24 protein-coding genes are annotated in these 26,594 nt (G+C 51.3%); 13 read left to right on the top strand and 11 right to left on the bottom strand.

The genetic code is table 11. The features are described from left to right. The first annotated feature begins 260 nt into the window (after positions 1-260). A complete protein-coding gene (ltrA, locus tag JYJ62_RS03725; RefSeq protein WP_205340876.1) occupies positions 261-1,532 on the top strand; it encodes a group II intron reverse transcriptase/maturase in 1,272 nt (423 codons plus the stop codon). A gap of 65 nt (positions 1,533-1,597) precedes the next feature. Here the strand turns inward: ltrA and JYJ62_RS03720 are convergent, their stop codons facing one another. The 7 genes from JYJ62_RS03720 to JYJ62_RS03690 all read right to left on the bottom strand — a co-directional run bounded on the left by JYJ62_RS03720 (position 1,598) and on the right by JYJ62_RS03690 (position 8,459). Beyond that, positions 1,598-2,026, bottom strand: coding sequence for a VanZ family protein (locus JYJ62_RS03720; protein WP_205340875.1), 429 nt, complete (start codon positions 2,024-2,026; stop codon positions 1,598-1,600). A 105-nt stretch (positions 2,027-2,131) separates the two neighbouring features. Next, positions 2,132-2,887, bottom strand: coding sequence for a VpsP family polysaccharide biosynthesis protein (locus tag JYJ62_RS03715; RefSeq protein ID WP_205340874.1), 756 nt, complete (start codon positions 2,885-2,887; stop codon positions 2,132-2,134). Positions 2,888-2,891: 4 nt separating this feature from the next. Further along, positions 2,892-3,617: a tyrosine-protein phosphatase gene (locus JYJ62_RS03710; RefSeq protein ID WP_205340873.1), complete on the bottom strand. Its 726-nt coding sequence runs from the start codon at positions 3,615-3,617 to the stop codon at positions 2,892-2,894. 141 nt (positions 3,618-3,758) lie between these two features. Continuing rightward, positions 3,759-6,029 carry a GumC family protein gene (locus JYJ62_RS03705; protein ID WP_205340872.1) on the bottom strand — a complete coding sequence of 757 codons (2,271 nt, stop codon included), beginning with the start codon at positions 6,027-6,029 and terminating at the stop codon, positions 3,759-3,761. A 66-nt stretch (positions 6,030-6,095) separates the two neighbouring features. Further along, positions 6,096-6,635 (bottom strand): polysaccharide biosynthesis/export family protein, encoded by a 540-nt coding sequence (locus tag JYJ62_RS03700; RefSeq protein WP_205340871.1) that lies wholly within the window; start codon positions 6,633-6,635, stop codon positions 6,096-6,098. Positions 6,636-6,707: 72 nt separating this feature from the next. Continuing rightward, the gene (locus JYJ62_RS03695; protein ID WP_205340870.1) at positions 6,708-7,871 is read right to left on the bottom strand and encodes an outer membrane beta-barrel protein; all 1,164 of its coding nucleotides are present in this window, start codon (positions 7,869-7,871) and stop codon (positions 6,708-6,710) included. A gap of 108 nt (positions 7,872-7,979) precedes the next feature. Further along, positions 7,980-8,459, bottom strand: coding sequence for a hypothetical protein (locus tag JYJ62_RS03690; protein ID WP_205340869.1), 480 nt, complete (start codon positions 8,457-8,459; stop codon positions 7,980-7,982). Positions 8,460-8,774: 315 nt separating this feature from the next. Between JYJ62_RS03690 and JYJ62_RS03685 the strand changes: the two genes are divergently transcribed. Further along, a complete protein-coding gene (locus JYJ62_RS03685) occupies positions 8,775-9,836 on the top strand; it encodes an RNA-guided endonuclease InsQ/TnpB family protein (RefSeq protein WP_205340868.1) in 1,062 nt (353 codons plus the stop codon). 25 nt (positions 9,837-9,861) lie between these two features. Here the strand turns inward: JYJ62_RS03685 and JYJ62_RS03680 are convergent, their stop codons facing one another. Next, a complete protein-coding gene (locus JYJ62_RS03680; protein ID WP_205340867.1) occupies positions 9,862-12,054 on the bottom strand; it encodes a TonB-dependent hemoglobin/transferrin/lactoferrin family receptor in 2,193 nt (730 codons plus the stop codon). A 148-nt stretch (positions 12,055-12,202) separates the two neighbouring features. Between JYJ62_RS03680 and JYJ62_RS03675 the strand changes: the two genes are divergently transcribed. From JYJ62_RS03675 to JYJ62_RS03635, 9 genes are all read left to right on the top strand, one after another. Then, positions 12,203-13,036 carry an energy transducer TonB gene (locus tag JYJ62_RS03675; protein ID WP_205340866.1) on the top strand — a complete coding sequence of 278 codons (834 nt, stop codon included), beginning with the start codon at positions 12,203-12,205 and terminating at the stop codon, positions 13,034-13,036. Between the two features lie 21 nt (positions 13,037-13,057). After that, the gene (locus JYJ62_RS03670; protein WP_205340865.1) at positions 13,058-14,161 is read left to right on the top strand and encodes a hemin-degrading factor; all 1,104 of its coding nucleotides are present in this window, start codon (positions 13,058-13,060) and stop codon (positions 14,159-14,161) included. A 1-nt stretch (position 14,162) separates the two neighbouring features. Further along, complete coding sequence (locus JYJ62_RS03665) at positions 14,163-14,816, top strand: MotA/TolQ/ExbB proton channel family protein (protein ID WP_205340864.1); 654 nt, start codon at positions 14,163-14,165, stop codon at positions 14,814-14,816. Continuing rightward, complete coding sequence (locus JYJ62_RS03660) at positions 14,813-15,235, top strand: biopolymer transporter ExbD (RefSeq protein ID WP_205340863.1); 423 nt, start codon at positions 14,813-14,815, stop codon at positions 15,233-15,235. Before JYJ62_RS03665 ends, JYJ62_RS03660 begins: the two co-directional genes overlap by 4 nt. Next, complete coding sequence (locus JYJ62_RS03655; protein ID WP_232365711.1) at positions 15,219-16,190, top strand: heme/hemin ABC transporter substrate-binding protein; 972 nt, start codon at positions 15,219-15,221, stop codon at positions 16,188-16,190. The genes JYJ62_RS03660 and JYJ62_RS03655 overlap by 17 nt, the downstream gene beginning before the upstream one ends. Before the next feature lie 74 nt (positions 16,191-16,264). Continuing rightward, positions 16,265-17,299, top strand: a complete 1,035-nt coding sequence (locus JYJ62_RS03650) for a FecCD family ABC transporter permease (RefSeq protein ID WP_205340862.1) — start codon at positions 16,265-16,267, stop codon at positions 17,297-17,299. 113 nt (positions 17,300-17,412) lie between these two features. Beyond that, on the top strand, positions 17,413-18,180 hold the full coding sequence (locus JYJ62_RS03645) for a heme ABC transporter ATP-binding protein (protein ID WP_205340861.1): 768 nt from the start codon (positions 17,413-17,415) through the stop codon (positions 18,178-18,180). Between the two features lie 112 nt (positions 18,181-18,292). Next, on the top strand, positions 18,293-19,630 hold the full coding sequence (locus tag JYJ62_RS03640) for a Fic family protein (RefSeq protein WP_205340860.1): 1,338 nt from the start codon (positions 18,293-18,295) through the stop codon (positions 19,628-19,630). A gap of 138 nt (positions 19,631-19,768) precedes the next feature. Then, positions 19,769-20,692 (top strand): ChaN family lipoprotein, encoded by a 924-nt coding sequence (locus JYJ62_RS03635; RefSeq protein ID WP_205340859.1) that lies wholly within the window; start codon positions 19,769-19,771, stop codon positions 20,690-20,692. Between the two features lie 135 nt (positions 20,693-20,827). On the opposite strand, the gene cysN is transcribed toward JYJ62_RS03635, so the two are convergent. The 3 genes from cysN to JYJ62_RS03620 all read right to left on the bottom strand — a co-directional run bounded on the left by cysN (position 20,828) and on the right by JYJ62_RS03620 (position 24,811). Then, entirely contained in the window at positions 20,828-22,723 is a 1,896-nt protein-coding gene (cysN, locus tag JYJ62_RS03630; RefSeq protein ID WP_205340858.1) for a sulfate adenylyltransferase subunit CysN, read from the bottom strand. Positions 22,724-22,735: 12 nt separating this feature from the next. Further along, positions 22,736-23,653, bottom strand: a complete 918-nt coding sequence (gene cysD / locus JYJ62_RS03625) for a sulfate adenylyltransferase subunit CysD (protein ID WP_205340857.1) — start codon at positions 23,651-23,653, stop codon at positions 22,736-22,738. Between the two features lie 399 nt (positions 23,654-24,052). Then, entirely contained in the window at positions 24,053-24,811 is a 759-nt protein-coding gene (locus tag JYJ62_RS03620) for a Nif3-like dinuclear metal center hexameric protein (protein ID WP_205340856.1), read from the bottom strand. A gap of 179 nt (positions 24,812-24,990) precedes the next feature. On the opposite strand from JYJ62_RS03620, the gene algW reads away from it, so the two are divergent. Together algW and JYJ62_RS03610 are read left to right on the top strand one after the other, a co-directional pair. Further along, positions 24,991-26,127: a Do family serine endopeptidase AlgW gene (gene algW, locus JYJ62_RS03615; RefSeq protein WP_205340855.1), complete on the top strand. Its 1,137-nt coding sequence runs from the start codon at positions 24,991-24,993 to the stop codon at positions 26,125-26,127. Positions 26,128-26,297: 170 nt separating this feature from the next. Then, positions 26,298-26,519, top strand: coding sequence for a hypothetical protein (locus JYJ62_RS03610; RefSeq protein WP_205340854.1), 222 nt, complete (start codon positions 26,298-26,300; stop codon positions 26,517-26,519). Positions 26,520-26,594 lie beyond the last annotated feature (75 nt).

Genomic DNA, 26,594 nt, shown 5'->3' with positions numbered 1-26,594 from the left:
CGAAGGGAGGAAGTTAACTTTAACAGCATGATGAACAGTTGCTGATTATTGGTGGTACACCAATCGAATCGCTATCGAGGTCTTGCGACTGGGTTGCTGCTGGAAAGCAGTGGCTCAGTCGAGAAACCGTGCAGGGGAGTAGACCAGTCCGCTGTAGTAGATTGCCAAGTGCTAGAACGCTACATGACGGGTTCGAAACAGATCCACACCGATAATCAATGACTGACCCCACATGCGACACAGTGCGCGGGAAGAAGTGAATGCGGGTTTACTGCAGCTTATACGGGCAGCTGCTTAACAAGACACTGCTACTAAACAGCTACAAGAACGTCAAACGAGCAAAAGGCGCGGCCGGAATTGATGGGCAGAGCCTAAGCGACTTTGGTGCTAACTTGCAGGTGAACCTCAACCAGCTTTTTCTTGAACTCAAAACCAAACAGTACCGAGCGCAACCCGTCCGACGGGTAGAAATACCCAAAGAGGACGGTGGCGTCAGACAGCTTGGCATCCCAACTGTTAGGGATAGAGTCGTTCAACAAGCAGTAAATGATCTGATGGTGCCGATTTTCGACCCTGATTTTCACCCATCCAGCTTTGCTTACCGCCCTCACAGAAGCTGCCATGATGCGATTAACAAAGCCACTCTGTTCATCCGTAGATACCATTTGCAACATGTGGTGGATATGGATTTATCAAAGTGCTTTGACACGCTCAATCACGAGCTCATCCTTAATAGTGTCAGGCAGCGGATAACCGACAGCAGCTTCCTAGCACTGATAAAACAGTTCTTAGAAAGCGGTGTCCTGGTGGAAGGGCAATGGCAAGCCAGCGACCTAGGCAGTCCACAAGGTGGCGTGATCAGTCCGTCACTAGCGAACATTTATCTTGATGTTTTTGACCAGCAAATGCGCCGTCAAGGGCAGCGAATTGTTCGCTATGCGGATGACATCCTCATCTTTAGCCGCAGTCGTCTGGGTGCTGAGAATGCCTTGCGGCAGGCAAGAAAGATACTCGAGCAAGACCTAAAGCTTACCGTTAATGAACGTAAAACCCACATAGCGCATAGCGATGAGGGCATCAAGTTCTTAGGGGTTGAAATTGGGACGGTATACACTCGTATACAACCCAAGAAAATCACAACCTTTAGAGCGAAGCTTAAAGCCATGACCAAGCGTAATAACGGCCAGTCGTTCGCAGTGACTATCCAAACGCTCAATCCAATGCTTAGAGGGTTTAGCCAGTATTTTCGGATTGCCAATGCAAGCAGGGTGTTTAAAGCACTGGCGGGATGGTTAAGGCGTCGGCTGCGAGTAATCCAGCTTAAACACTGGAAGAAGCCCGCACGACTTCATCGACGCTTGAAACAATTAGGGCACAAAGCACCTTTTAAGTTCATGAGCATGACCAGATGGCGCAATGCCGCCAGCCCGTTAGCGCATCTTGCGATGCCTAATCACTGGTTTTATGAGCTTGGGCTGGTCAATATAGAGCGAGTTGAGACAGGTAAGGTGTTCAGTGTTTACGCTGAATAGAAGTTAACATGAGCCGTATACGAGGCCCGTACGTACGGTTCTGTGAGAGGGATGAGGCGAAAGCCTCACCCTACTCGATATTGTGGCTGGCGGGTTTTCCAGTGTTGGTAGAGGCGTAAGGTGATCCACCAGCAGAGTGCGCCGGCGGCGACGCCAGCAAAGTTCGCGCAGATGTCGAGCCAGCTGAACTGACGTGTGGATTCGATGTTGTGCTGGAGTCCTTCGGAAAGCGGTGCCCAGAGAATAATAAGCGTCCAGACTTTCCAGGCGGACTCGCGGGCAAAGGCGAGACGGGTGGTGAAGGCGAAGCCAGCAAAGCCTAAGAAGTGCAGGGCTTTGTCGGAGGTTATAAATAAGTTGGTGGGGCCGGCAGGGCGGAATAGGCCGTAAATTAATAGCCCTGTATAGAGCACAAATAAGCAGCGGCGGAAAATACGTGTTTTCGGGCCGAGTGGGTCGAAGTCTTGTGCAGTCAATTGCATGGTGTTGCTCATTAGTGATCTGTCCTTAAATGTTTTTTTTGTTGTGGTCGTTATCTGCTGCTGTGTTTGTTTAGGTTTGCAGGGTTGTTAGGCAGCTGTCGCAGGCATGGCCAGCTCCTACAAGAGCGGTTGCGGGCGTGCAGGGGCTGTCTTGGCGCAGGGTGGTTCTTGGCTGTTTAGCGTGTTGCATAAAAAGGTCAGACTGTTGCTTTGCGCGGCAAGTTCAAAGAGTTTCTTGCGCTCTTTGGGGCTGAAGTCGGCTGTGCGTTGCACTGAGGTGAGAACAATGGCGCGTTGTTCCGCGTTCAGTGCTGAGAAGGCGGTCAGACCGATTTCGGCGATGCGGCTGTTGATGCCGATGCGCCAAGGGCCAAAGTGCTGAGCTTGTTGCAAGGCGTGGGTGAACTCGTCATCAAACGCCAACAAGGTGAGTTTGCTATAGGCTAAACCGGCCCAGGCACTCGGCCAAGTCGGGCGTGCTTGGGTCGCTTGGCGCATGGCTTGCGCGGCCGCTTGGCGGTAGGGTTCGGCGCTGGGGTCATTTAAATTGGTACCGTAGGCGCGCCATAATTGGATATAGCCTTGGGTTTCTAGGTATTCGCCATTGGCCCCAGGGTAGACGTTGATCGCTCGATTAATCGCCTGTTCAGCGACCTGCCAAGCTTGCTCACTGGGCGGATTAGTCTGCTGCTCCCAATGCTCAATAAAGGCGCGCGCTTGGAAATGGGCAATGCCGGCGACCAGCAACTGGCCACCGCTATAAAGCGCGGCCAAACCGAGCAGGCCGGCTATCAGCGCGATGCTGCGGCGAGCCTGAGTAGACAGCGGTGGCGTGCGCGAGCGACTGCGCTGGGAAGCGGTTTCTGTGGTCATAGCGTTAATTAAAGTGCTGTTGGGCAATCTGCCAAGGGTTATCAATCACTAGCCGTCGTGCGGCGTCTTCGCCGAGTATTTCACTGGCTGCCGCGAGGCCTGTGGTTAAAATGGGTGGGCGGTGCTCAAGATTGTGCGCATCGCTGGCCAAAATGGTCACCCAGTTTTTTTCCAGCCATTGCACCGCTAACTCTTGCGCCACCTCACCAAAATCACCGGCGACTGAGCCTGCGGTGACTTGTAATAAGCAGCCTTGCTGAATAAAGGGGTTGAGTTTATCGGGGTCACGCATCAAGCCTTTGTTGCGCTCAGGGTGCGCTATCATCGGGATAATGCTCTGCTGTAACAACCACGCGGTAAGCCGTTCTGCGCCAAAGGGCATCTCGCCATGCGGAAACTCAAGCAGCATGACGTTTTGACCTTGCCATTGCCCTAAAAAGGGAATGCTCTTGTTTTTCACCCCAATCATCAACTCCATACCAAAGCGTACTTCCGCCGCCGCAGCGACTTGCAGAGGGATATCGTGTTGGTTGAGGCCTTGCTGAAACAGCGCTAAGGCCTGATTGATCGTGCTGGGGGTGTTGTCATAGCGACCGGGATGAATATGTGGCGTGCAGACCAAATGCGTGGTGCCATGCCGAACGGCCATCTCGGCCAACTGTAGGGCGGTATCTAGATCTGGCGCACCGTCATCGATGCCAGGCAATAAGTGGTTGTGTAAATCAATCATGGCGTCTGGCGTCCGTTGGGCAAGGGCTGTGCTGCGAGCTGATTAAACTTTATCCTACTGAAGAATGCGCTGCAGTTCAGCTGTGATTGCTTGGCCTGGATAAACAACGCCGGCAGTATCACGGGCCGGCGTTGTCTTGGCTTAGGCTTTAGCGTCAGGTTTGACGACTTTCGCGCTGGAACTGTAACCGTAGTAGTCGTAGTAACCACCGTAGTTGTAACCGTGTTTCTGCGCTTTTTTGATATCGACTTGGTTGAGGACGACACCGGTGACGGGCGCATTGTTTTGCAGTAATTGTCCGACACCTTTGATCACTAAAGGCTTAGCGGTGTGGTCGGAGCGAATCACATAAATCAAGGCGTTGGCTAAGGTGCTCAGCACCAAGGCATCACTCACCGCTTGGGTAGGTGGCGAGTCAATGATCACGCGATCATATTTGCTGGTTAACAGCGCCATCACTTCAATAAAGCGCTCGCTGGATAGCAGTTCCAACGGGTTCGGTGGTACCGCACCGGCGCTGAGCATATCCACGCCATCAACATTCTTAATGCATTCTACCAACTGCGCCGTACCGGCAATCAGGTTGGCTAAGCCGGGTGTACCGACTGGGAAGCTAAAGTTTTTCGCTAAGGTTGGACGGCGCATATCCGCATCGATCAGCAGCACCTTTTCCATCTGCCCTAAAGCAAAGGCTAAGTTGGCCGCAACCGTTGATTTACCTTCGCCTGGCACCGATGAGGTGATGACGATGGTTTTATGCGGTGTGTCCATTGACGATAACACCACACTGGTACGGATGGTGCGGATCGACTCGGAGAAGCTTTTATTGGTGTCATCATGGAACAGGTTAGCAACTTGTTTACGGTCTTTTTTATTGACCAAAGGTAACAAGCCCAGTACCGGTAGATTAAGCGTGTTTTCAATCTCTTCGGTACTTTTAAAGGTGTTATTCAGTGCTTCTAGCAGCAGCACTAAACCAACACCGACTAAACCAGCGAGGAAAGTCGCTAATACCACAATCAACGCTTTTTTCGGTTTGATCGGTGTGGTCGGCACAGTGGCTTTATCAACGATACGCGCGTTAGCACTGTCGAGGTCACTGGTCGCTGCGGTTTCTTTTAAGCGCGTTAAGAAGGTGTCATACAGCGCACGGTTGCTGTCCACTTCACGTTGCAATTCGCGCAGTTTGAATTCTTTGCGTGATATATCTTGAATTTGCGCTTTGTTGATATTCACTGACGAGCGCAGAGAACCTTCATTGGCGACTGCCAGTTGATAGTTGCGCTCAATACCGGCGACGACTTGCTCTACTTGTCCACGTAAGCTGGCTTGGGCTGCTGCTAAATCAGTACGTGCGGCTTCCATGGTTGGGTGACGTGCACCGTAACGCTTGGACAGCTCGTCAACCTTGGCTTTAGCTCGGGCTTCGTTGGTTTTAAACTGTTGAATCAGTGGGTCACCCAGTACTGCAGAGACACTGGCGAGTTTTTCCCAGCCTGAGTTGCGCATGGATTGCACTTGGCGGTACATACTTTCCGCTTCAGCACGGTTACGACGCGCATCAATCATACGCTCGCTGGTTGCGGCCAACTCGGCGGCACTGATCGTGGAAACACCGTCGACATCGACTAGATTTTCTTTCTCGCGGTATTCTTGCAGGGTGTCTTCCGCGATTTTTAGTTTGCTGCGCAGCTCGCCCATGCGGCTGTTCATCCAAGTGGTCGCCGTTACCGACATTTCCATGCTGGCTTCCAGTTGGCTTTCAATAAAGCCATTGGAGAGCATGTTGGCTGCCTGCGTGGCTAATACGGGGTCAGCCATATCCACTTGCACTTTAACCAGTTGGCTTTTGCCTTGTGGTTCAACGCTGATGCGCTTCATAAAGGCTTGGGTGACTTGCTCGAAGATTTGCTCTTCCAGCATTTCTTCGGTGACTTCTAAATCACTGGGCATCATGCCGGGGATGAATTGGTCAATACTAAGGTTGCTCAGCAAGTCTTTGATACTGAAGTTGATCAGTGGCTCAGGTTGCTGGCGTGGATCGAATTCTGGGTGGGTGGTGAGGTTGAGTTCACGGACGATGCGCTCGGCTAATGAGCGGGCTTTTAATAGCTCAAACTGAGTTTGCAGGTATTCGTTGCTGTTGCCGTCTAAACCGTAGACTTGTTCAATGGAGACGATTTTGGCTTGTTTCTGCTCAATCAACAGGGTGGTCGCGGCACGGTAAATCGGCGTCAAGCTGAGTACGACCAACACGCTAACCATCATAACGATTAAGCTGAGGGTGATGATGCTCCATTTGCGCCGCCAGATCGCCTGCCACAACTTAAGCAGGTCAATTTCATCATCAGCAGCTTCATCGCGTTGCTGAGTCATCATGTTACGCGAGGCTATTGTAGGGTTACTTTCCATGGGGTTCCAAACTCAAAATAATGGCGGATTAGCATCCAAAAAACGTGTCATGTTTGCTGCGGTGGTTTAGAAGAAACCTTGATCAATATTGATGCTGTCACCGGGCATTACTGGGGTGTCTAAATCGGCACGGGCTGGTTTGCGATCATCGTCATTGTCGCGAATCAGGGTGATGCGATTGGTTGAAGCGCGCTCGGTTAAACCACCGGCCAGTGCGATCGCACGACGCAGGGTCAGACCGGGCTGAAACTTATAGCCGCCTGGCTGTTTGACTTCACCGCTGATAAAGAACTCGCGGTACTCTAATACGCTGATAGAAATACGTGGATCAACTAAAAAGTCACCTTGCAGCTTGTCACCTAGAATTTTTTCAATCTCGGCAGCTGTTTTACCTTTGGCGCGTACTTCACCAATAAAAGGGTAGGAAAACGTACCCGCGTCGGTGAGACGAATTTCTTCAAAGCTAAGATCTGGCTCGCTAAACACATGGATGCGAATCACATCACCAGAGGCTAGTTTGTAAGTTGAGTTCCCTTCTGCAGCGACTGATTGGCCCATGCCCAGCAAGAAGCAGATCAGTAAACTGGTAAAATACCGAATGGCCATTAGGCTAAAATTCTCTTTATGTGCATTAACAAAAAAGAGAGGGGAGAAGACCCCTCTCTTGGGTCGTGCGACTTACAGGCTAGCGTTAAAGGTTAACGCGTAGATGTTACGTTTGAAACTTTCGTTGGCTACGTCAGAATCGTTGTCAGCATAGGTGTAACCTAGACCAACATCTAACCAACGACGCGCTTGATAAGTCACGCTCAGACCGTAGTCATCACGGTTATCTTCACGCTTGATATCTTGATACTTTCTGTCACTACGTGCGTAGCTGGCTTCGGTGTAAACACGATCCATCCAGAAGTGTTTCCAGCCTAGACGGGTGGATTGTGTTTTGATCGCACTGGCGTTGTCTTCACCTTCGTCAAAACCGCGACGGGTGTTTAGGTCGAACGTTGAGTAAGTCAACGGTGCCCATGTTACGCCGGCTTCCCACATACCAGTCGACTTGTCGTCGAAGATGCTCTTGTCAAAATCTTTCTTTTCACGACCGACTTTGAACGTACCAGTAGTTTTTGCGGTTGCTTCCCAAGTCACACCGGCCAATAGCGCTTTGTTTTTGCTATCGCGAGCTGAAAAGGTTTTGTAGTCGTAATCAGTGTGACGACCTTCTAGCAATACTTTGGTTTTTGGTGCTACAGCGTAAAATACAGTGGCACGTAATGCCATCGCATCGCGCTCTTTGTCGCTGTTTAGACGGTTGCCGTTGGTGTAGCGCAATTCGTCATAGTTCGTGCCTAATTCAATTTGTGTACGTGCGCTTTGTGCGCCATAGGTGTACACACCACCAATGTTCTTGGTGTTGAATTTATCGTTTTCGATTTTTTGATCAGCTGATGCGGTTTCTTCAACATCATGGTAACCAGCATTCAAGGCGAGACGGTTACGTGCATCAAAATCAAAGCCTGCATCAGCGTTGAAGTGGTGATCAACGTTGTTGTCTTTATGGCTTGAATGGAAAGTGTCGCTTGAAGCAGTGTATTTCAACTGGTAAGCACTTTTGCGGCCGTCAGCATTAAGCTGGAAGGTTGGTGCAATAGTGGTGATCCAAGAAGAATCTTTACTTTTTTCGACCGCACGGAAGTTATCATCGTACGATTCGGCGACTTTAAGTGAGGGTGTAAAGGTTACGCCTTCGCTTAAACGAATGCTTTGTGGCTCAAGAGCCCATGCGTTTGCGCACAGGCTGCCTGCTATGGCAATGGCCAGAGCGTGTTTAGTGATAGTTTTGCTCATTTTGTCAGCTTCCCTTCCTGCAAGTGGCAGGTATTTGAAGACAACTGCGATAAGACTGAATGCAATCTTATCGCAGTGTGAAGTCGTTGCAGTATGTATCAGCTCAAATTAATTAGGGCTGGCTACACTGCTACCACCGCCGCCGCCACTGCTGCTAGGAGTGCCAGTGGTTTGGATGCTGGTGTTACTACCTGTTGCGTTAAGTCCACCTGTCGATTGTACGGCACTGTTTGCTGCTGCTGTGATCGCTGACTCTTGACCTGGAGCGGCGGCAACAGCTGCGGCAGTGATCGCACCTACTTGTCCTGGAGCGGCTTTAACAGCAGCGCTAACAATGGCTTCAGCCAGTTCTGGGTGTGCGCTAACAGCGGCGCTAACAATTGCAGCGGCTTGTGCTGGGTTAGCAGCAACAAGAGCGTCAATTTCTGCAGCGATTTGCTCGCCTTGGGCAGCTGATACTGCTTCAGTCTGAGCTGCTGTCATAGTAATGCCAGCTGATTGTAGAGCATTTACAGTTGCTTGGTCAGCCATGGCTGAACCTGATACTGCAGCTAAGGCAATAGCCATTGAAATGAGTGTTTTGCGCATATTTAACATCCTCGTTAGGTACCGCTTCTATGTAATATTTTTTATTGCGAACGTAATAGGTTTTACATTGACAAAATTATGTCTGCAAGTCTACTTAGGTTGCTCGCAAGTGTCCAGCCTTGGCCCGCTGGCCATCATACTAAGCTACTATAGTCGTTTCTGCATGAAAACCTTTTTATCACTGAGGTTATTATCAGTTTCGCGAAAGACCTCGTACTTTTAGTGCGAGGATGGATAGCGAGGGCGGCGCAAGCCGCCCCTTAATAGACTGCTAAAGTATTGGCGCTAAGGGTAAGTACTGGTATTGTATACAGCATGATTAAGCACACCAAAACACTCAAAGTTCGTATCAAGGATAAGCACATTTCATTGCTGCGCAAGCAAGCCATGGCCGTGAACTTCGTCTGGAACTTTGTGAATGAATTAAGCCAGCGCTCGATCAAAGAGCGCAGTGTGTTTCTATCAGCTTACGATATGCATCCCTATACGAAAGGTGCAGGCAAGGAACTGGGCTTGCACAGCCAAACCTTGCAGTGCATTGCTGGTGAGTACGTGACTCGCCGCAAACAGTTTAACAAGACCAGGCTGAACTGGCGCAAGTCAGGCGGCGTACGCCGCTCATTAGGCTGGATTCCGGTAAACACCGGTGCAGCACAGTGGAAAAGCGGGCAAGTCTATTTCAACGGCCAATACTTTGGAGTGTGGGACAGCTATGGCCTTGGTCAGCACCGTTTTCGTACTGCCAGTTTCAATGAGGATGCGCGTGGCCGCTGGTACTTCAATGTGGTGGTGGATGTGCAGGCTGAGATACCAGCAGGCCAAGACCGTATCGGTATTGACCTTGGCTTAACCGACACAGCCACCTGCTCAGATGGCACAAAGCTGGAAGCGGGTCGTTTCTACCGTGGCCTTGAAGAGAAATTAGCCATCGCGCAACGGGCTAGAAATAAAACTCAAGTCAAAACCATTCACGCCAAGATTGCTAACCGTAGAAAAGATACGCTGCACAAGTTCAGTCGCGAGCTGGTCAACCGCTGCGGTGAGATCTATGTGGGCAATGTCAGTAGTTTAAAACTCGTTAAAACCAAGATGGCCAAGTCAGTGTTAGATGCTGGCTGGGGCCAATTAAAAACAATGTTGGACTATAAATGCGCTCACGCAGGCATTGTTTTTAAGGAAGTTAACGAGGCATACACCACCCAAACCTGTAGCTGTTGTGGCGCACTGCCCGATAGCAGGCCGAAAGGTATCGCAGGACTTGGAATAAGAGAATGGACGTGTGAGTGCGGTGTCACTCACGACCGCGATGTAAACGCGGCACGTAACATTCTCGTGGTCGGGCATGGCCGTCTAGCAGTAGGAATCCCCGTCCTTTAGGTCGGGGAGGATGTCAATAATACTATTACAATTCCCAGATTAAGTTAACCGCTGCGTGGCGGCCCGGTTGACTGGCACGGGTTAGGCCGCTGTCACTGCTGCTGAGGCCTTGTACATCGCCCCAGTTCCAATACCGTTTATCAGTTAAGTTAAATAAACCGGCATTAATTGCGAAGTGACTATCCACTTGCCACCAAGCATTTAGATCTAAACTGCCGTAGCCGCTAGTGGCATATTGATTGCTTGCTGCTGTTTTATCAAAGCGGTTTTTGGCCGCGACCAGTGTCCAGCTGAGGTCACCGCCGAATTGACCATTGGGCTGACTGTAGGCCAGGCTCAACACTCCTTTCAAAGGATCAACACTATTAATAGCTGCGCCGGTGCCGTGATCTTTACCGCGAGCATAGGCAATACTGCCGAGTGTGCGCCATCCGTCTGCTAGACCTAAAGCATCGAGAAACAACTCGCCTTTGACTTCAGCACCGCGAATGGTGACTCGGTCTTTATTGACATACTGAAACTCGCCAAAGGGGTAGCCCGGTTTGCTGGAGGGGCGACTGCTTTGTTCAATAAAGTCCTGGTAGCGGTTATAGAAGAGTGCCAGTGCAATATTACCGACACTGTATTGACCGCGCAGCCCCAGTTCATAGCTGTCGCTGGTTTCGGCTTTCAGATCGGTATTGGCTAAGGTGCGGTACATGCCGGGGTTTTCAAATTCACCAAAAATCTCCACCGCTTGCGGCGCACGATAACCGGCGGCGTATTGACCGTAGACGCTGTGTTGATCATCTACCTGGAAGGTGATGCCCAGTTTGGGTGAGACAGTGGAATCTCTGTACTTGCGAGGATTGCTGTCGATGGCGTTGCTGTTGAGGTAGCTCTGCTTGACGTTCGGTTCCATGCTGTAGTGGTCGTAGCGCAGCCCAGGCAGGAAGGTCCAGCGACCGATTTGGATTTGATCTTGAATAAACAGCGCATATTCGGTGTTGGTCGGATCGGGGAAGTCGCTGGTGGGTAAGACAGCGGTACTGATGCCGCTGCTGAGCACGGTTTCTTCACCGGCGCGTAAGTCAGAGTTTTTCATCTGCTTCAGGTCAAAGCCATAGGTGAGTTGATGCTGACTGGCGCCGACCACAAATGCTTTATTGAGCACACTGTTAAGCACCCAGAGTTTTTCTTGGTAGTCCGAGTCGCGGCTGCGCAGCCGCTCTTGTCCGCCCAGCACGCGCTGCTCATAGGTGCGCTGTCGCGTTTTGCTGTCTTGATAGGTCAGTTGACTATTTATACGATCAGCGAGGGCACTGTTTAAGTCTAATGTGTGCGCTAAGGAGTAACGCTGGCGGTCGGTGCTGTCTTTGGCATCTTGAGTACGAATTGTTGCGGTGTTGCTGTAGTTGCTTAATACCTGAGTATTGATGTCATCGGCAAAGTTTTCATAGGTGAGTTGGACGCGTTGCTCGGGGCTCAGATCCCAACCGAATTTAGTCAGTAGGTTGTCACGTGTGTAGTCTTGTGGATTGGCTTTTGTGCGTTGCGCGCCAATGCCGCCGCGGTTGCCATGACTGTCACTGGCTTGACCGGTACGGCGACCGAGGTGCACTAATGTGTCCAGCGCAGCATAACGACCGGCGACAGTCGCGCTGCGTAACCAGCTGTCATCGGCACCGTCGTAGCCGGTTTTCAGGCGGGCATAGATGTCGTCACCTTCATCTAAATAATCACCGGCATCTTTAGTGATAAAACTCACCGCACCACCAATCGCATCACTGCCATACAGCGAGCTGGCTGGCCCACGGATAATTTCCACTTGTTTGATCGTATCCAGATCAACGTAATCACGCCGTGCATTTAAGAAACCACCAAAAGCAAAGCTGTCGGCCACGCTGATGCCATCCACCTGCGTCAGTACCCGATTGCCGCCAATCCCGCGAATGGTAAAGCCCGACAAGCCAAAGCGACTGCTGCCGCCCGAGACTGAGACGCCCGGTTCGTAGCGAATCAAGTCTTGAATGTTTTTGATGTTTTGCTGATCAATTTGCCGTTCATTCTGCACCGATACCGTGCTGGGTACTTCGCTGAGTTTTTGCTCGTTGCGGGTGGTGGTGACGGTAATGGCATCAAATTGGGTGGCTGGTTTTTCTGCGGCAATCACTGCGGTATTGGCCAATAACAAAGCGATTAACAGCGGCTGGTGATGGAAAGGTGGGCGCATTGGCATAACAACTCCTAGTCGTATGTTGAGTCAGCAGACGTATTTTCTGAAGTATTAGGGGTGTCACAAAGATGAGTGATGGACTCTAAATGATGTTGACTATTAAATGCAAATGATTCTTAATAGCGAATCAGTGAGTTGAGTTAATTGATTTATGTCAAGGTTGTTGGTCTTTTTAACGCTGTCATTAGCGTTACATCTTTTTGCTGTATTTCCTTTACTGGCCGAGCAGTTTGCTGGGGGTGTGCAGCTGGCGGACGGGGTGCCGGAGCCTACACTGCTGGCGGTGCCGAATCTGGTGATGCGGCCTGCTGCTGTGCTGCCTGCCGCGCAAGCGTCGGTTGCGCCTGTGGCTGAGCCGGTGCTGGTTAAACCCGCGGCGGCGGCTGTGCGCTTGCATAAGACTCGCGCCGCGCTGAAAGCTAAAGCTGTGCTTAAGCCCGAGTCAGTGCCGCGGGTGCGGGAGAAACCAGTGCTAGAGACACAGGCGGCGGCTGCTTCGCAGAAGGTGGCAGTTGATGAGGACGCGCTGCAACCGTCTGAACCGATTCAGAGCGCTCAATCTTTGACTGAGGCAGCGGCGGTGCTTGAAGCAGTGCCTGAACCTGAGGTGTCGGCATCGGGTGATGGGCCGGCTGTTGCTGAGGGCGTTGCGCCGGCAGCGGCTCAGTCTACGAGGTCAACGCCGTCGACACAGGAAGTGATCAGTAGTAAGCCGCGCTTTGCCCGCGCACCGTCAGCGCCTGTTTATTCGGCATTAGCGCGACGACGTCAGCAGCAAGGTACGGTTTGGTTGGAGGTGCGTTTGGATGCACGTGGCAAGCAAGTGGAATTACAGGTGCTGCGTTCATCGACGGTGCCAAGTTTGGATCAAGCCGCCTTGGCTGCGGTAAGAAAGTGGCAGTTTTTGCCAGAGACGTATAACGGCGTGGGCGTGCCCAGTCGTGTGCAGATTCCCATTGAGTTTGCCATTGCGGCAAAACCTTAATCAGTAAACAGAGGTGATGTTATGAGTACGCTATCTTTAGATTCGACGCAGAGTGTTAATCCTATGATTGCTCACGGAAATGATTTGTATTTGGCGTGGCAGGTGTTGCGCAGTGAGCAACCGCGTTTGCGCGCACGCGATGCGGCGGCGCAGTTGTCGGTGTCTGAGGCGGAGTTGTTAGCCAGTCGCGTCGGTGAAGATGCGCTGTTGTTGCGGGCCGATTGGTCGGCGTTATTGCCTGCTTTAGTCACGCTGGGTGAGGTGATGGTGCTGACGCGTAATGAGCATTGTGTGCATGAGCGTCATGGTGTGTATCGCGACACCACGGTGATGGCCAATGGCAAGATGGGCTTAGTGGTGTCGGCGGATATTGATTTGCGTTTGTTTTTGAGTGGTTGGCACAGCGCTTTTGCTCTGACTGACGAAACCAAGCGCGGGACTCAGCGCAGTCTGCAGTTTTTTGATGAGCAAGGCACGGCGGTGCATAAGGTGTTTTTAACTGAAAGCAGTGATCTGGCGGCTTGGGAGGCTTTATTAAAGGATTTTATCGCGACTGAGCAACGCTCGACTCTAAACACTGTGGCTGCGCTGGAAAAACCAGCGGAGTTAGCGGACAGCGACATTGATGTGCAGTCGATGCGTGCGCGTTGGGCGAGACTAAAAGATACCCATCACTTTTTTGCTTTATTGAAAAAAGCACACACCACGCGCACCCAAGCATTGCGTTTGGCCGGCGCTGAATGGGCGCAACTTTTACCCAGCGCTGCTTTGCCGCAGTTGTTTGCCCAAGCGTCTGAGCAGCAGTTGCCGATTATGGTGTTTGTCGGTAATCAGCATTGTGTGCAAATTCATAGCGGTACAGTGACCCATCTACGTTGGGCGGGCGACTGGTTTAATGTGCTTGATCCTGAGTTCAACCTGCATTTAAAAGCCAATGCCATTACCCAGCTCTGGCGCGTCCGTAAGCCCACCACGGATGGCGTGATTACCAGTTGGGAAGCCTACGATGCGATGGGTGAGTTGATCGTGCAGCTGTATGGCGTGCGTAAACCGGGTATTCCTGAGTGCGAGCAATGGCGGGCATTGGCTGAGAGCTTTGCGCCTTTGATGGCGGTGGAGGCTTAAGATGCCGGCTTGGTTTGTCAGTATGGGGCCATTGGGTTGGCCGCTCGCGCTGTGTTCGCTGCTGGCTTTGGCTTTAGTGCTGGAACGCTTAAGTGTCTTTTTGCAGCTGCAGCCGATCAGCCAGAAAACCTTAAACAGTAGCAGTGCGGTGTGCCGCGACTGCAGCGCACAAGCGTGCCGTAAACGTCCGAGTGGCTGGCGTTATGGTCTGGCGCTGCTGGAACGTCACGGTGCTTTACCGGCCGAGCAGCGTGAAGAAGTCTTGGGCTGTTGGTTGCAAGAAGAGCGCTGCCGTCTCAATCGTCATTTGCGCGTGTTGCAGATGGTCGGAGTCTTGGCGCCGATGTTGGGTTTACTGGGTACGGTGTTGGGCATGGTGACTATGTTTGCCGGCATTGCCGAGCAAAATAGCCCCGTCACTCCAGCGCTATTGGCCGATGGACTGTGGCAGGCCTTGTACACCACGGTTTGGGGTTTAGTCATCGCCATCCCCGCGTTAGCTGCGGGGCAAGGTTTTAGCTTTTGGGCTGAACGTTATTTAGAGCGAGTGCAAATGCTGCTCAACCGTTGTCACTTGGCCTTTAACGGTTTGGATCTGAGTTTGTCTGAGCTGCCACAGAGTCATAATGCTGCTATGCAATGGAGTGCAACATGATTCGTCTACCACAAGGGGCTATGCCAGCCGCCAGCTTATTGCCGGATCTGACGCCTTTGTTGGATGTGATCTTTATTGTCTTAGTGTTTTTTTTGCTGACCGCGCAGCAGCCATTATTAGAGTTGCCGCTGGATTTGCCAAGCAGTGATGCGGCGCTAAGTGCTGCAAAATCCGCACCTAGCGAGCGCATGGTGATTATGCTGGACGAGCAGGGCGCGTGGCGTTTTGCTGGTCAGCCGCAAGCGGGTTTCAATGATTTGCGTGAGTCGCTGCAGAGTCATCCACCAGCGGCTGTGGATTTGGTTTTGCATCAGCAGGCACCGTTGCAGACGTTTTTGCAATTATTGGCGTTGTTAAAAACGCTGGGTATTGATGACGCACAGATAATAATGGAGGCGCGCAGTGAGCAAGCAGAGTAGAGAGGGGACGCTGATGTTGTGGATAGGGAGGTTTGCGGTGGTTAAGCAGATTAAGATTTTTGCTGTGGTGCTGGCGGTGCAGTGTTGTGCTGGGTTGGCGTGGGCTGCGCAGGGTGTGGCAGAGACGGAGGTGTCGGTGGCTGCTGCACAGCGGGTGATCAGTGCGGGCGGTTCGATTTCAGAATGGCTGGTGGCGATGGGCGCACAGGCACAATTGGTCGGCGTCGATACCACCAGTTTGCATCCGAGCAGTTTGCAAGCCTTGCCCAGTATTGGTTATCAACGGCAACTGGCAGCGGAGGGTGTCTTAACCCTGCAGCCGCAGATTCTCTTTGGCAGCGCAGAAATGGGTCCGCCGCCGGTGCTGGCGCAATTGCGCGCGGCCGGTGTGCAGATTGAAACCTTGCCGGTGGATGCTGATCTGCTTGCCGTCAGTCACAGTGTGCGACGTATGGGGCAACTGCTCGGGCGTAGTGCCGAGGCCGAGCGTGTTTTACAGGCGTTTAGTCAGGCAATGGCGCAGCACAACAAGCAGCTAGATAAAGTCGAAGGCGAGACGCCGCGCGTGCTCTTGGTGTTTAGTGCTGGGCAGGGTAACCCTTTGTCTGCCGGTAAAAATACCGTCGGTGATTGGCTGATCGAGCAGTCGGGTGGCGAGAACTTGGCGCGGCATCAGGGCTTTAAAGCGTTGTCGAGCGAGTCAATGCTGGCGCTGAATCCACAGGTGATTATCGTTGCTGATCGACATAACCAAGGTTTAGCTGCACTGGAAACGATGCTGTCGAGCTCTCCCGCTTTACGGCATACTGACGCGGTGCAAAAGGGCCGGGTGATTGCGATTGATCCCACTCTGTTAGTTGGTGGTTTAGGCCCGCGCGTGCCCCAGCAAGTGGCGGAGTTAATTGATGCATTTTATCCAGCGACAACAGTGCAGGTTGCGCAGAAAAGCCAGTGAGTCATGCGGCTGTGCTGTGCTGTGTTTTGTGCTGTTTTTATGGCTATCTCCAGAGCAAAAGTTGATAAATATTAATGTTGAATACGAGCTATAGATTATTTGTGCTGCTAGGGACGGTGTTGGCTGTGGCGATTGTTTTATCGCTGGCGCTGGGACCAGTGAGTATCAGTCTGCAGAATTTGGTCATGGTACTGCTACGCGCTGTGGGTTTTGATGTGGCCAGTACGCCCGCCTTAGAACAGGCGCAACTGATTGTCAGTCAGATACGTTTGCCACGGGCGCTTTTAGGTTTGGCGGTGGGTGCAGTGCTAGCGTTATCTGGTGTGGCGATGCAGGGATTGTTTCGTAATCCGCTGGCTGATCCTGGTTTGATTGGCGTATCCAGCGGCGCGGCACTGGGTGCGGCGGTGGCGATTGTCGGTGGCGCCATGCTCGGCGGTATTTCGGAGGCGTGGAGTCCGTATATTTTATCGATCTGTGCGTTTGCCGGTGGTTTGGGCGTCACTGCGCTGGTCTACCGTTTAGGTCGGCGTGATGGCCAGACTCATGTGGCCACCATGTTATTGGCAGGGATTGCCTTGGCGGCATTGGCTGGCGCCGCGATTGGCCTGTTCACCTATTTAGCCGATGACGCGACGTTACGTACTCTGACGTTTTGGAATCTCGGTAGCTTAAACGGTGCCAGTTATGCACGGTTATGGCCGTTATTATTGATTACCTTTGCTGTGGCTTTATGGTTGCCACGTCGCGCCAAGGCGTTGAATGCACTGTTATTGGGCGAGTCAGAAGCACGGCATTTAGGCTTTGCTGTGGAAAAGCTCAAGCGTGAATTGGTGTTTTGCACTGCATTGGGTGTGGGTGCCGCCGTTGCTGCCGCGGGGATGATTGGTTTTATTGGTCTTGTGGTGCCGCATGTGCTGCGTTTAGCGGTGGGGCCGGATCATCGTGTCTTGCTGCCCGCTTCGGCGTTGGCTGGCGCGAGTTTGTTGTTGTTTGCTGACCTCGCCGCGCGCTTATTGTTAGCGCCGGCGGAGCTGCCGATTGGTATTGTCACTGCGTTAATTGGCGCACCGTTCTTCTTGTATTTATTGCTTAAGAGCCGGTTTTGATGGGGCCGATGTCGGTGTTTTTGTTCGCGCTGGTCCGGCCTGCGACTGCGCTCTAGCATGTCGATGTTACTGGCTAAAGATGATTTTTCCATGCTGCTTGGGAGTGAGTTTTGATGTTGCAGGCTCGTCAATTAGAAGTGCGACGTGGTCCTTGTGCGGTATTGCGTGGCGTCGATTTAGATCTGCGCGCGGGACGGGTGACCGGCGTGTTGGGTGCCAATGGTGCGGGCAAAAGCACCCTGTTGTCGGCTTTATGTGGAGAGTTACCGCTGGCTGCCGGCGAGGTGTTGCTCAATGGCCGTGTTTTGGCCGATTGGCCGGATCAATTACGCGCGCAACATTTGGCGGTCTTGCCGCAGCATTCGACGTTGAATTTTGCTTTCCGTGTCGAAGAAGTGGTGGGCATGGGGCGTTTACCCTATGCCACCGGTCGTCAGGTTGATGTGGAAATTGTGGCTGCGGCTTTGACGGCGGTGGATAGCGGGCATTTGCTCGGCCGTAGTTATTTGCAGTTGTCTGGCGGCGAGCGGCAGCGCGTGCATTTGGCGCGGGTGTTGGCGCAGCTGTGGCCGGGTGGTGAGGGGCAGGTGTTATTGCTGGATGAACCCACCTCGATGCTCGATCCGTTACATCAGCACAGTATTTTGCAAGCCGTGCGTGCTTTTGCTGATCAGGGCGGAGCAGTGTTGGTGATCGTGCATGATCTGAATTTAGCTGCGCGTTATTGTGATGATTTGTTGTTGTTACATAAGGGCACGGTGTTTTCGTCCGGCTCGCCCGATCAGGTGCTACGCGCGGAGCCCTTGCATGAGGTGTTTGGCTTGGACGTGCTGGTGCAGAAACACCCAGAACGAGATCATCCGTTGATTATTGCGCGCTGACGGTTTGCTTGCAAAAAAGATTTGTTTGGTTGGATTTTGGCGCATTATTGAATAGTCGCTAAACATACTATATAAATCATTCAACGCAATATTTTATAAATTGAGTTGAATAATGTCTAGGATAAAAAAACCTTTACAAAACAAGGATATAGCGTCAATTTCTTTTGAGCGTGTTCTTCCTTTGATGCGCGATTATGGCGTTGTTGACGCAAAGGGTCGATATTTACATTGGCATGAGTTGCAAAGGCGTATTCCAACAACGGTTGATCGTGAGGCTGTGTGGGCTGCTATTAAGTTAAGTCGGGCTGCGGTGCTGAAGTCGATTGGTTTAGTCAGTGAGTCAGATGAGCATTTTAGATTATTTATTCCTGATTCCTGTCAGCAAGTTATTCATCGTGTTGAGCAGCTGACTGCTGAGATAGGGCTGAATAGAAATACCCTGACGCATACTGAAAATAGTAGGTATTTAGTCGACTCTTTAATGATGGAGGAGGCGATTTCTAGTGCGCAATTAGAGGGCGCGGCAACGACACGTAAGATCGCCAAAGAGATGTTAGAAACTGAGCGTGAGCCGATCAATGATGATGAGCGAATGGTGCTTAATAATTATCTGCTGATGCGACAGGCTAAATACACCAAGGATGAGCCGCTGACTGTTGATTTGATCTGCCAATTTCATGAAACAGCGACCAATGGTGTTAACGCTGCGCAAGTTAATCCTGGTTTTATTCGTGAAAGCGATGATGTTGTGGTCGATGATGGGCAGGGAGATGTCGCGCATGTTCCGCCAAGTTTTGTCTTGTTGCCTAAGCGGCTTGAGATGCTATGTGAGTTTGCCAATGCTCTGCACGACGGACAAGAGGGCAGGATTTTTATTCATCCCATGGTTAAAGCTATTATTTTGCATTTTATGATCGGTTATGAACACCCTTTTCGTGACGGTAACGGCAGGACTGCGCGGTGTTTATTTTATTGGTACATGCTAAAAAATGGCTATTGGGCGTTTGAGTATATTTCTATTTCCAGTTTACTGAAAAAAGCGCCGGTTCAGTATGGCGAGTCGTATTTGTATACAGAAACTGATGAGTTTGATTTGACTTATTTTGTTGTCTATCAGATGAAAATTATTGGTCGAGCAGTGCATGATTTTTTAGGTTATATCGAAGAGAAAAGGCGTGATTATTTTGAGTTGATGTTGTGGTTGGAAAAAACAGGCGTGAATAAACAACTCAATTATCGTCAGGGACAGTTACTGCGTAAGACACTGAAGAATCCGGGGCGGGTATTTACTGCGAAGGAGGTTAAGAATGATTTTGATGTCTCTGAGGGAACGGCACGAAGTGATTTAGATGGGTTGGTTCGATTGCGGGTGTTGGCTAAGGTTAAGGAAGGGAAAACCTATCTTTATATTGCGAGGCGCGATGCGGAGCAGGGGCTTAAGGGTCGTTAATAGCTTCGGGGTTGTTTGCTAGGCTGATGGTTTTGTGCTGAACGCGTGTACTCGCAAAGATTGCCGGATATTGTGCTGAGTCGGTTGCTGGTGTTTGTGGAGTGAGTTGGTGGGTTTTTTATGGTTTTTGGGGGTGTTATGCGTTGGTTGTTATTGGCGATATTTAGCGTGTTGGCGGCGTGTCAGTCCTCTGGAATTGAGACGTTGGAGGTCGCTGCTGAGCAGGACTTGCCAGAGTGGCAGAGTCCGCGTGAGCGTGATCATCCGCGGCTGGGTGAGATCGTTGATTTGCGCACAGGGGCGTCTGTGACGGCTGGGCAGTTGCTGGATGAGTTAGCCGGTGCGTCGTTGCTGTTGTTGGGCGAGAAGCACGATAACCCGGATCATCACGCGTTGCAGTTGTGGCTGTTACAGGCGCTGGAGAAACGTCGTGTGCAAGGCGCGCTGGTGATGGAAATGTTGACGGTTGATCAGCAAGAGACTGTCACTCAAGTGCAGGTAAAGGTGGCTAAAGGTGCGCGTCCAGCCGATCTGCCGTTGGCTTTGAACTGGCACAAAGGCTGGGACTGGTCGCAGTATTCGGGGTTGGTTACGCATGTTTTAGCACAGCCGTATCCGCTCTTGGCGGGTAATCTCAACCGCGATGCCTTGATGGCTATTTATCGTCAGCCGCCTGAGTTGTTGGGGCGTGAGTCGACGCGTGCGGATGTGACTGAGCGATTATCTGCGCATATTCGTGAAGCGCATTGCAATAAATTACCTGAAACGCAATTGCCGGCGATGTTGGCGGTGCAGCAGCAGCGCGATCGCAGTATGGCTAAGGTTCTGCTCGATGCGCCGAAGCCTGCGGTGTTGATTGCTGGCGCGTATCATGTGCGTTATGACCTCGGTGTGCCGTTGCATGTGCGCGATTTGCAGGGTATTGATGATGTGGCCACAGGTAATGTTGAGCAGCGTGTGCTGATCTTTGCCGAGGCAGATCAGGATGTGTTGGCGGGCAGTGCCGATTTTGTTTGGTATACACCTGCGGTGGCCGAGCAGGATTATTGTGCTGATTTGTAGCGGGAGAGGTGCTTACTGAGTTGATGCTTGATATTTGTATTTTTCGCTCATTTTTAAGATAAAAAAGGATGCCAATTGACATCCTTTTTTTATCTATAGCGCCGCGCCCAAGAGTGCGCGGCGCGGTTGTCAGCTTTAGATAATCTCGCGCTCGCGCAGCAGTTGTAACACTTGCTGGACGCCTTCTTCGACCGAGCTGCTTTGCGTGTTGATGATTAGATCAGCATCCTGCGGCACATCGTAGGGGAAGGATTCACCGGGGATATTGTCTTCACCGGCTGCGTAGAGACCTTGTGGGTCGCGTTCTTGGCAGACTTGCGGTGAGGCTTGCACATACACGGTGATCAGACGCTCTTTGCCAATCGACGCTTTGGCTTGTTCACGGCCTTCGGCATCTGGGGCTACGAACGCGGCCAGGGTGATTAAACCGGCTTCGTTAAATTGACGCGCCACTTGCGCCGCGCGCCGCCAGTTTTCGCTGCGTCCAGCACGATCCAAAGGTAGACCTTTGTTGATGTCATGACGCAGGTTCTGACCATCCAACACATACACCGCACGACCGGTATCGAACAATTTGCGCTCGACCGCATAGGCCAGCGTACTTTTGCCCGCGCCGGATAAGCCACTAAACAGTACCGTCGCTGCTTGTTGGCCCAGACGCAGAGTGCGTTCATCACGGCTAACACGGCTTTTGCTAATGGTACGGCTGGCGCTCGAGCTGTTATTCGGCGCAATAATCATCCCTGCGCCAACAGTGATATTGGTCAGGCGGTCAATCACAATAAAGGCACCGGTGGTGCGGTTGGCTTTGTAATGATCCAGTGCTAACGGCGCATCGAGGCTGATTTGTACGCGGCCAACTTCATTGAGTTGCAAGCTGCTGACGGTGTTTTGCGCCAGAGTATTGACATCGACACGGTGTTCAATGGTCGAAATATTACCGGGGATGTAGCTGGTGGCGCGTTTGAAGTCGTAGCGTTTGCCAGGCAGTAAAGGCTCTTCACCCATCCATACCAACATGGCGTCAAAATGATCGCTGCTGCGCACATTATCTTGTGCATGCACGATTAAATCGCCGCGCGAAATATCGATTTCATCTTCTAAGGTTAGGGTAATTGCTTGCCCAGCAATCGCCTGTTCCAGTTCGCCATCAAAGGTGACAATGGATTTAATCTGACTGCTTTTGCCGGATGGTAATACCGTGATCGCATCACCTTTGCGCAGTGAGCCAGAGGCTAAGGTGCCAGCAAAACCACGGAAGTTCAGGTTGGGACGGTTGACGTATTGCACCGGAAAACGCATGTCACGGTGATTCAGATCACCACTGACATCGACGCTTTCCAGAATCTCCATCAACGTTTGCCCAGCGTACCAAGGCGTATGCTCGCTACGGTTGACGACGTTGTCGCCTTTTAGCGCAGACATTGGTACAAAATGCAGTGATGAAGCATCGAGGTTGATTTGTTTGGCAAAGGCTAAATAGTCAGCCTTGATGTCGTTGTAAACCTGTTCGTCGTAGCCATTTAGATCCATCTTATTGATGGCCACCACCAAATGACGAATGCCCAGCAAGGAGGCAATATAACTGTGACGACGGGTTTGGTTTTCAACGCCATGACGGGCATCGACCAAAATAATCGCCAGATCACAGGTTGACGCACCGGTAGCCATGTTGCGGGTGTATTGCTCGTGGCCTGGGGTGTCGGCAATGATAAATTTGCGTTTGGTGGTGCTGAAGTAGCGGTAGGCAACATCGATGGTGATGCCTTGTTCACGCTCGGCTTGCAGGCCGTCGACCAGCAGTGCCAAATCAATATCATCACCGGTGGTGCCGACTTTTTTCGAGTCACGGGTGATGGCTTCGAGATGGTCTTCGTAGATCATTTTTGAGTCGTGCAGCAGGCGACCAATTAAGGTGCTTTTGCCGTCGTCGACATTACCGCAGGTTAAAAAATGCAGTAATTCTTTGCGTTCGTGCTGGGCCAGATAGGCAAGGATATCCTGGCTGATTAGTTCAGATTGATGGCTCATAGTGCGGATTCCTTAAAAGTAGCCTTGACGTTTCTTTTCTTCCATTGAGCCTGCACCATCGTGATCGATGACGCGGCCTTGGCGTTCTGAGGTGCGGGTCAGTAGCATTTCTTGAATGATTTCTGGCAATGTGGTCGCCGTCGATTCTACTGCGCCGGTCAGTGGGTAGCAGCCGAGCGTACGAAAACGCACCATTTTCTTCTGGATGCGTGATTTTTCTTCGTCGCTGAGGTGCTCAAGAATGCGTTCATCGTCGATCATAATCAGGGTGCCATCACGCTCGATGACTTCGCGTTCAGCAGCGAAGTACAACGGTACAATCGGAATGCCTTCGAGGTAGATGTACTGCCAAATATCCAATTCGGTCCAGTTCGACAATGGAAAGACGCGGATGGATTCGCCTTTGTTCACTTTGCCGTTGTAGATGTTCCACAGTTCTGGACGTTGGTTTTTTGGGTCCCAGCGGTGTTTGCTGTCACGAAACGAGTAGACACGTTCTTTAGCGCGAGATTTTTCTTCATCGCGGCGTGCCCCACCGAACGCTGCATCAAAACCGTATTGGTCGAGTGCCTGTTTGAGGCCTTCGGTTTTCATAATATCGGTGTGTTTAGCACTGCCGTGGGTGAAGGGGTTGATGTCTTGGGCGATGCCGTCTGGATTGGTATGGGTAATCAGATTCAGCTCAAGATCAGCGACCATTTTGTCACGAAAGCTGTACATCTCTTGGAATTTCCAGCGCGTGTCGACGTGCATTACTGGAAAAGGCAGCTTGCCTGGATAGAAGGCTTTGCGCGCGAGGTGCAGCATAACAGCGGAGTCTTTACCGATGGAGTAGAGCATGACGGGGTTGTCGAACTCGGCGGCGACTTCGCGAATGATGTGGATGCTTTCGGCTTCGAGTTGTTTCAGGTGGGTCAGGGTGTCGGCCATGCTGTGCTCACTTTGTTAGGTATTGCGCCTGATTTGGCTGTGATTTTGCTATTGGGTACGGATCAGATGAAGGGCACTTTAGCATGGCTTGTTGGTTCTAATGAAATGGTTATTAAGAACTAAAAAGCATAGATATATATGAGGAGTGATGACGCAGGTGTTTAGCTCGCTGCAGTGATGCGATGTTTGTTGACTCGCGATAATGTTGGTGGCGAGCGCACTTTTGTAGGAGCCGGCCATGCCTGCGACCGCTGCTGTGCAGCACCCTCTAAGCCCATAAGCACCCCGTAAGGGCTTTGGTTTTGCTGGGTGTTTGTTGGTGTTGTGTTGTTTGAATTAGCGCTGTCGCAGGCATGGCCAGCTCCTACAGTAGGGCGCTGTGCTTTAATGCGCTCAAGATTAAACCGGATTTGGACACTCGATATAGTGGTGTTCGATGTTAAAACGCTTGGCCAGCCATTCACCAAGGGCTTGCACGCCGTAACGCTCGGTGGCGTGATGGCCGGCGGCGAAGAAGCTGATGCCGTTTTCTTGCGCTTCATGAAAAGTGCGCTCTGATACTTCGCCGGTAATATAGGCATCCGCGCCCGCCGCAATCGCCTGTTCGATATAGCCTTGCGCGCCACCGGTACACCAAGCCACACGCTTGATCGGCTGCTGATGGTCGATCACTAACGGCGCGCGATTCAGCGCTTTTTCTATCCGCGCGGCAAATTCATTAGCGGACAAGGGTGTTGCCAGCTCGCCAATTAAGCCAACATTACGCGGGTTGACCGGCTCTAAAGGCCCGCTGATGGTTAAACCTAAACGCTGCGCCAACTGCACGTTATTGCCCACTTCAGGGTGCACATCCAACGGCAAATGGTAGGCCAATAGGTTGATATCGTGAGTGAGTAGCGCTTTGAGGCGGCGCTGCTTCATGCCAATCACGCGCTGATCTTCGCCTTTCCAAAAATAGCCGTGATGCACCAATAGCGCATCGGCTTGTAATTCAATGGCTGCATCAATTAAGGCTTGGCTGGCTGTCACACCGCTGACGATACGCTGAATCTGTGGGGTGCCTTCCACCTGTAAGCCATTTGGACAGTAGTCGCTGATGGCGTTGACGTTGAGAAACTGCTCGATATCGTGCAAAAGAAGCTTGCGTTCAACAGACATAATTGTTCCTTGATGTGAATGGGCGATGCTTTAATTGGTGTAGGCATTCTATAATGCCGCTTATTGTTGTTTATGGCGATTTATCGTGGTTTTTAGTCAGTTTGTCGCATTTTTTTTACATATTATGCGGTTTTCACCGATTTACTAGGCTGCGTCATTGTTTATTTGGGAAGTTAGGTATGACACGGTTTTTTAAAAGTTATGGATGGCCATTAGTTGTCGGCTTGTTGTTGGCACTGCTATTGATGGAGAGTTTTCCGCATTGGGTTGGCTTGCCTAGGGCTGATCTGACTTTGCAGCAAGCGCCTATTTATAAGAGTGCAACGAATGGTCCAGCCTCCTATTCAACGGCGGTTAACCAAGCCTCACCTGCGGTGGCGAACTTGTATACGACGAAGGTGGTGAGCAACCCTCTACCGCCGTTGTACAGCGATCCTGCGTTTAAAAAGTTTTTTGGTGAAAATTTACCCCAGCAAAAGCGGATGGAATCGAGTTTGGGTTCTGCTGTGCTGATGAGCAAAGAAGGTTATTTACTGACCAATAACCATGTGACTGCCGGTGCCGATCAAATTATTGTGGCGCTGAAAGACGGACGAGAGACCTTGGCGCGGGTGATTGGCAGCGATCCGGAAACAGATTTGGCCGTGTTGAAAATTGATTTGCCTGACTTGCCGGCGATTACCTTAGGCCGCTCTGACAATATCAGCATCGGTGATGTGGTGTTGGCGATTGGTAATCCTTTTGGTGTCGGGCAGACGGTGACGATGGGGATTATTAGTGCCACTGGACGCCATCAGTTGGGGCTCAATACCTATGAGGATTTTATTCAAACTGATGCGGCGATCAATCCCGGTAACTCGGGCGGTGCGTTAGTCGATGCGCAGGGTAATTTACTGGGTATCAATACCGCGATTTTTTCACGTTCCGGTGGCTCGCAAGGGATTGGTTTTGCCATTCCAGTCAAGCTGGCGTTGGATGTGATGCGTTCGATTGTTGAGCATGGTCAGGTGGTACGGGGCTGGTTGGGCTTGGAGGTACAAGCGTTAACCCCTGAGTTGGCCGAGTCGTTAGGGTTGCTGGAAAGTCCGGGGATTTTGGTGGCGGGTGTATACCGTAATGGTCCTACCGCTAAAGCAGGTTTGCAGCCGGGTGATGTGATTCTGAAGATTGCCGGTGAAAGTGCGCAAGATGGCCGCACCTCGATGAATCAAGTCGCGCGGATGTTACCCGGTGAGAAAATTAAGCTCGAAATTTTACGCAATGGCGAACCGCATACCTTAACCGCCACCATCGGCATGCGTCCGCCGACGGATTAAGTGATGTTGATCTACGCTTGTTGAAATCTTATCGGATTGTGATTAAGAAGGATCTTGATCGAGAGTTGATTAGGCGGTTGATTGTTTTTCTGGAGTGGATGGTTTATTTGCCTGCAGAAATCACGACCTATTATAATGGATTGGTCGAGCAAGTTGAGGAGGACTCAAACATGCCATATATCTCACTGATTGAGCGGAAAGGGATTGAAAAAGGGATTGAGCAAGGTATAGAGCAAGGCCGTACTGTGACGCTTGCTAAGCTGCTGCAATTGAAGTTCGGTGCTTTAGCGGAGCAGTATGAGGTGCGCTTAAAAAATGCGAATGAAGCGGAGCTGGACCTCTGGACCGAGCGAGTATTGTTTGCTGAGTCTGTTGACGCTGTGTTTGCCTGACCCTGTAAATGATTCTGTGTAACTGCCAAGGTTAAATATAATCCGTTAAGCGGTCTTCAAATTCAATCATAAATC

The sequence above is a fragment of the Denitrificimonas caeni genome (genome assembly GCF_905120345.1).
GTDB classification, from domain to species: Bacteria; Pseudomonadota; Gammaproteobacteria; order Pseudomonadales; family Pseudomonadaceae; genus Denitrificimonas; species Denitrificimonas caeni_A.
Note: the sequence above shows the minus strand (reverse complement) of the source record. Positions and strands in the feature narration are given on the sequence as shown.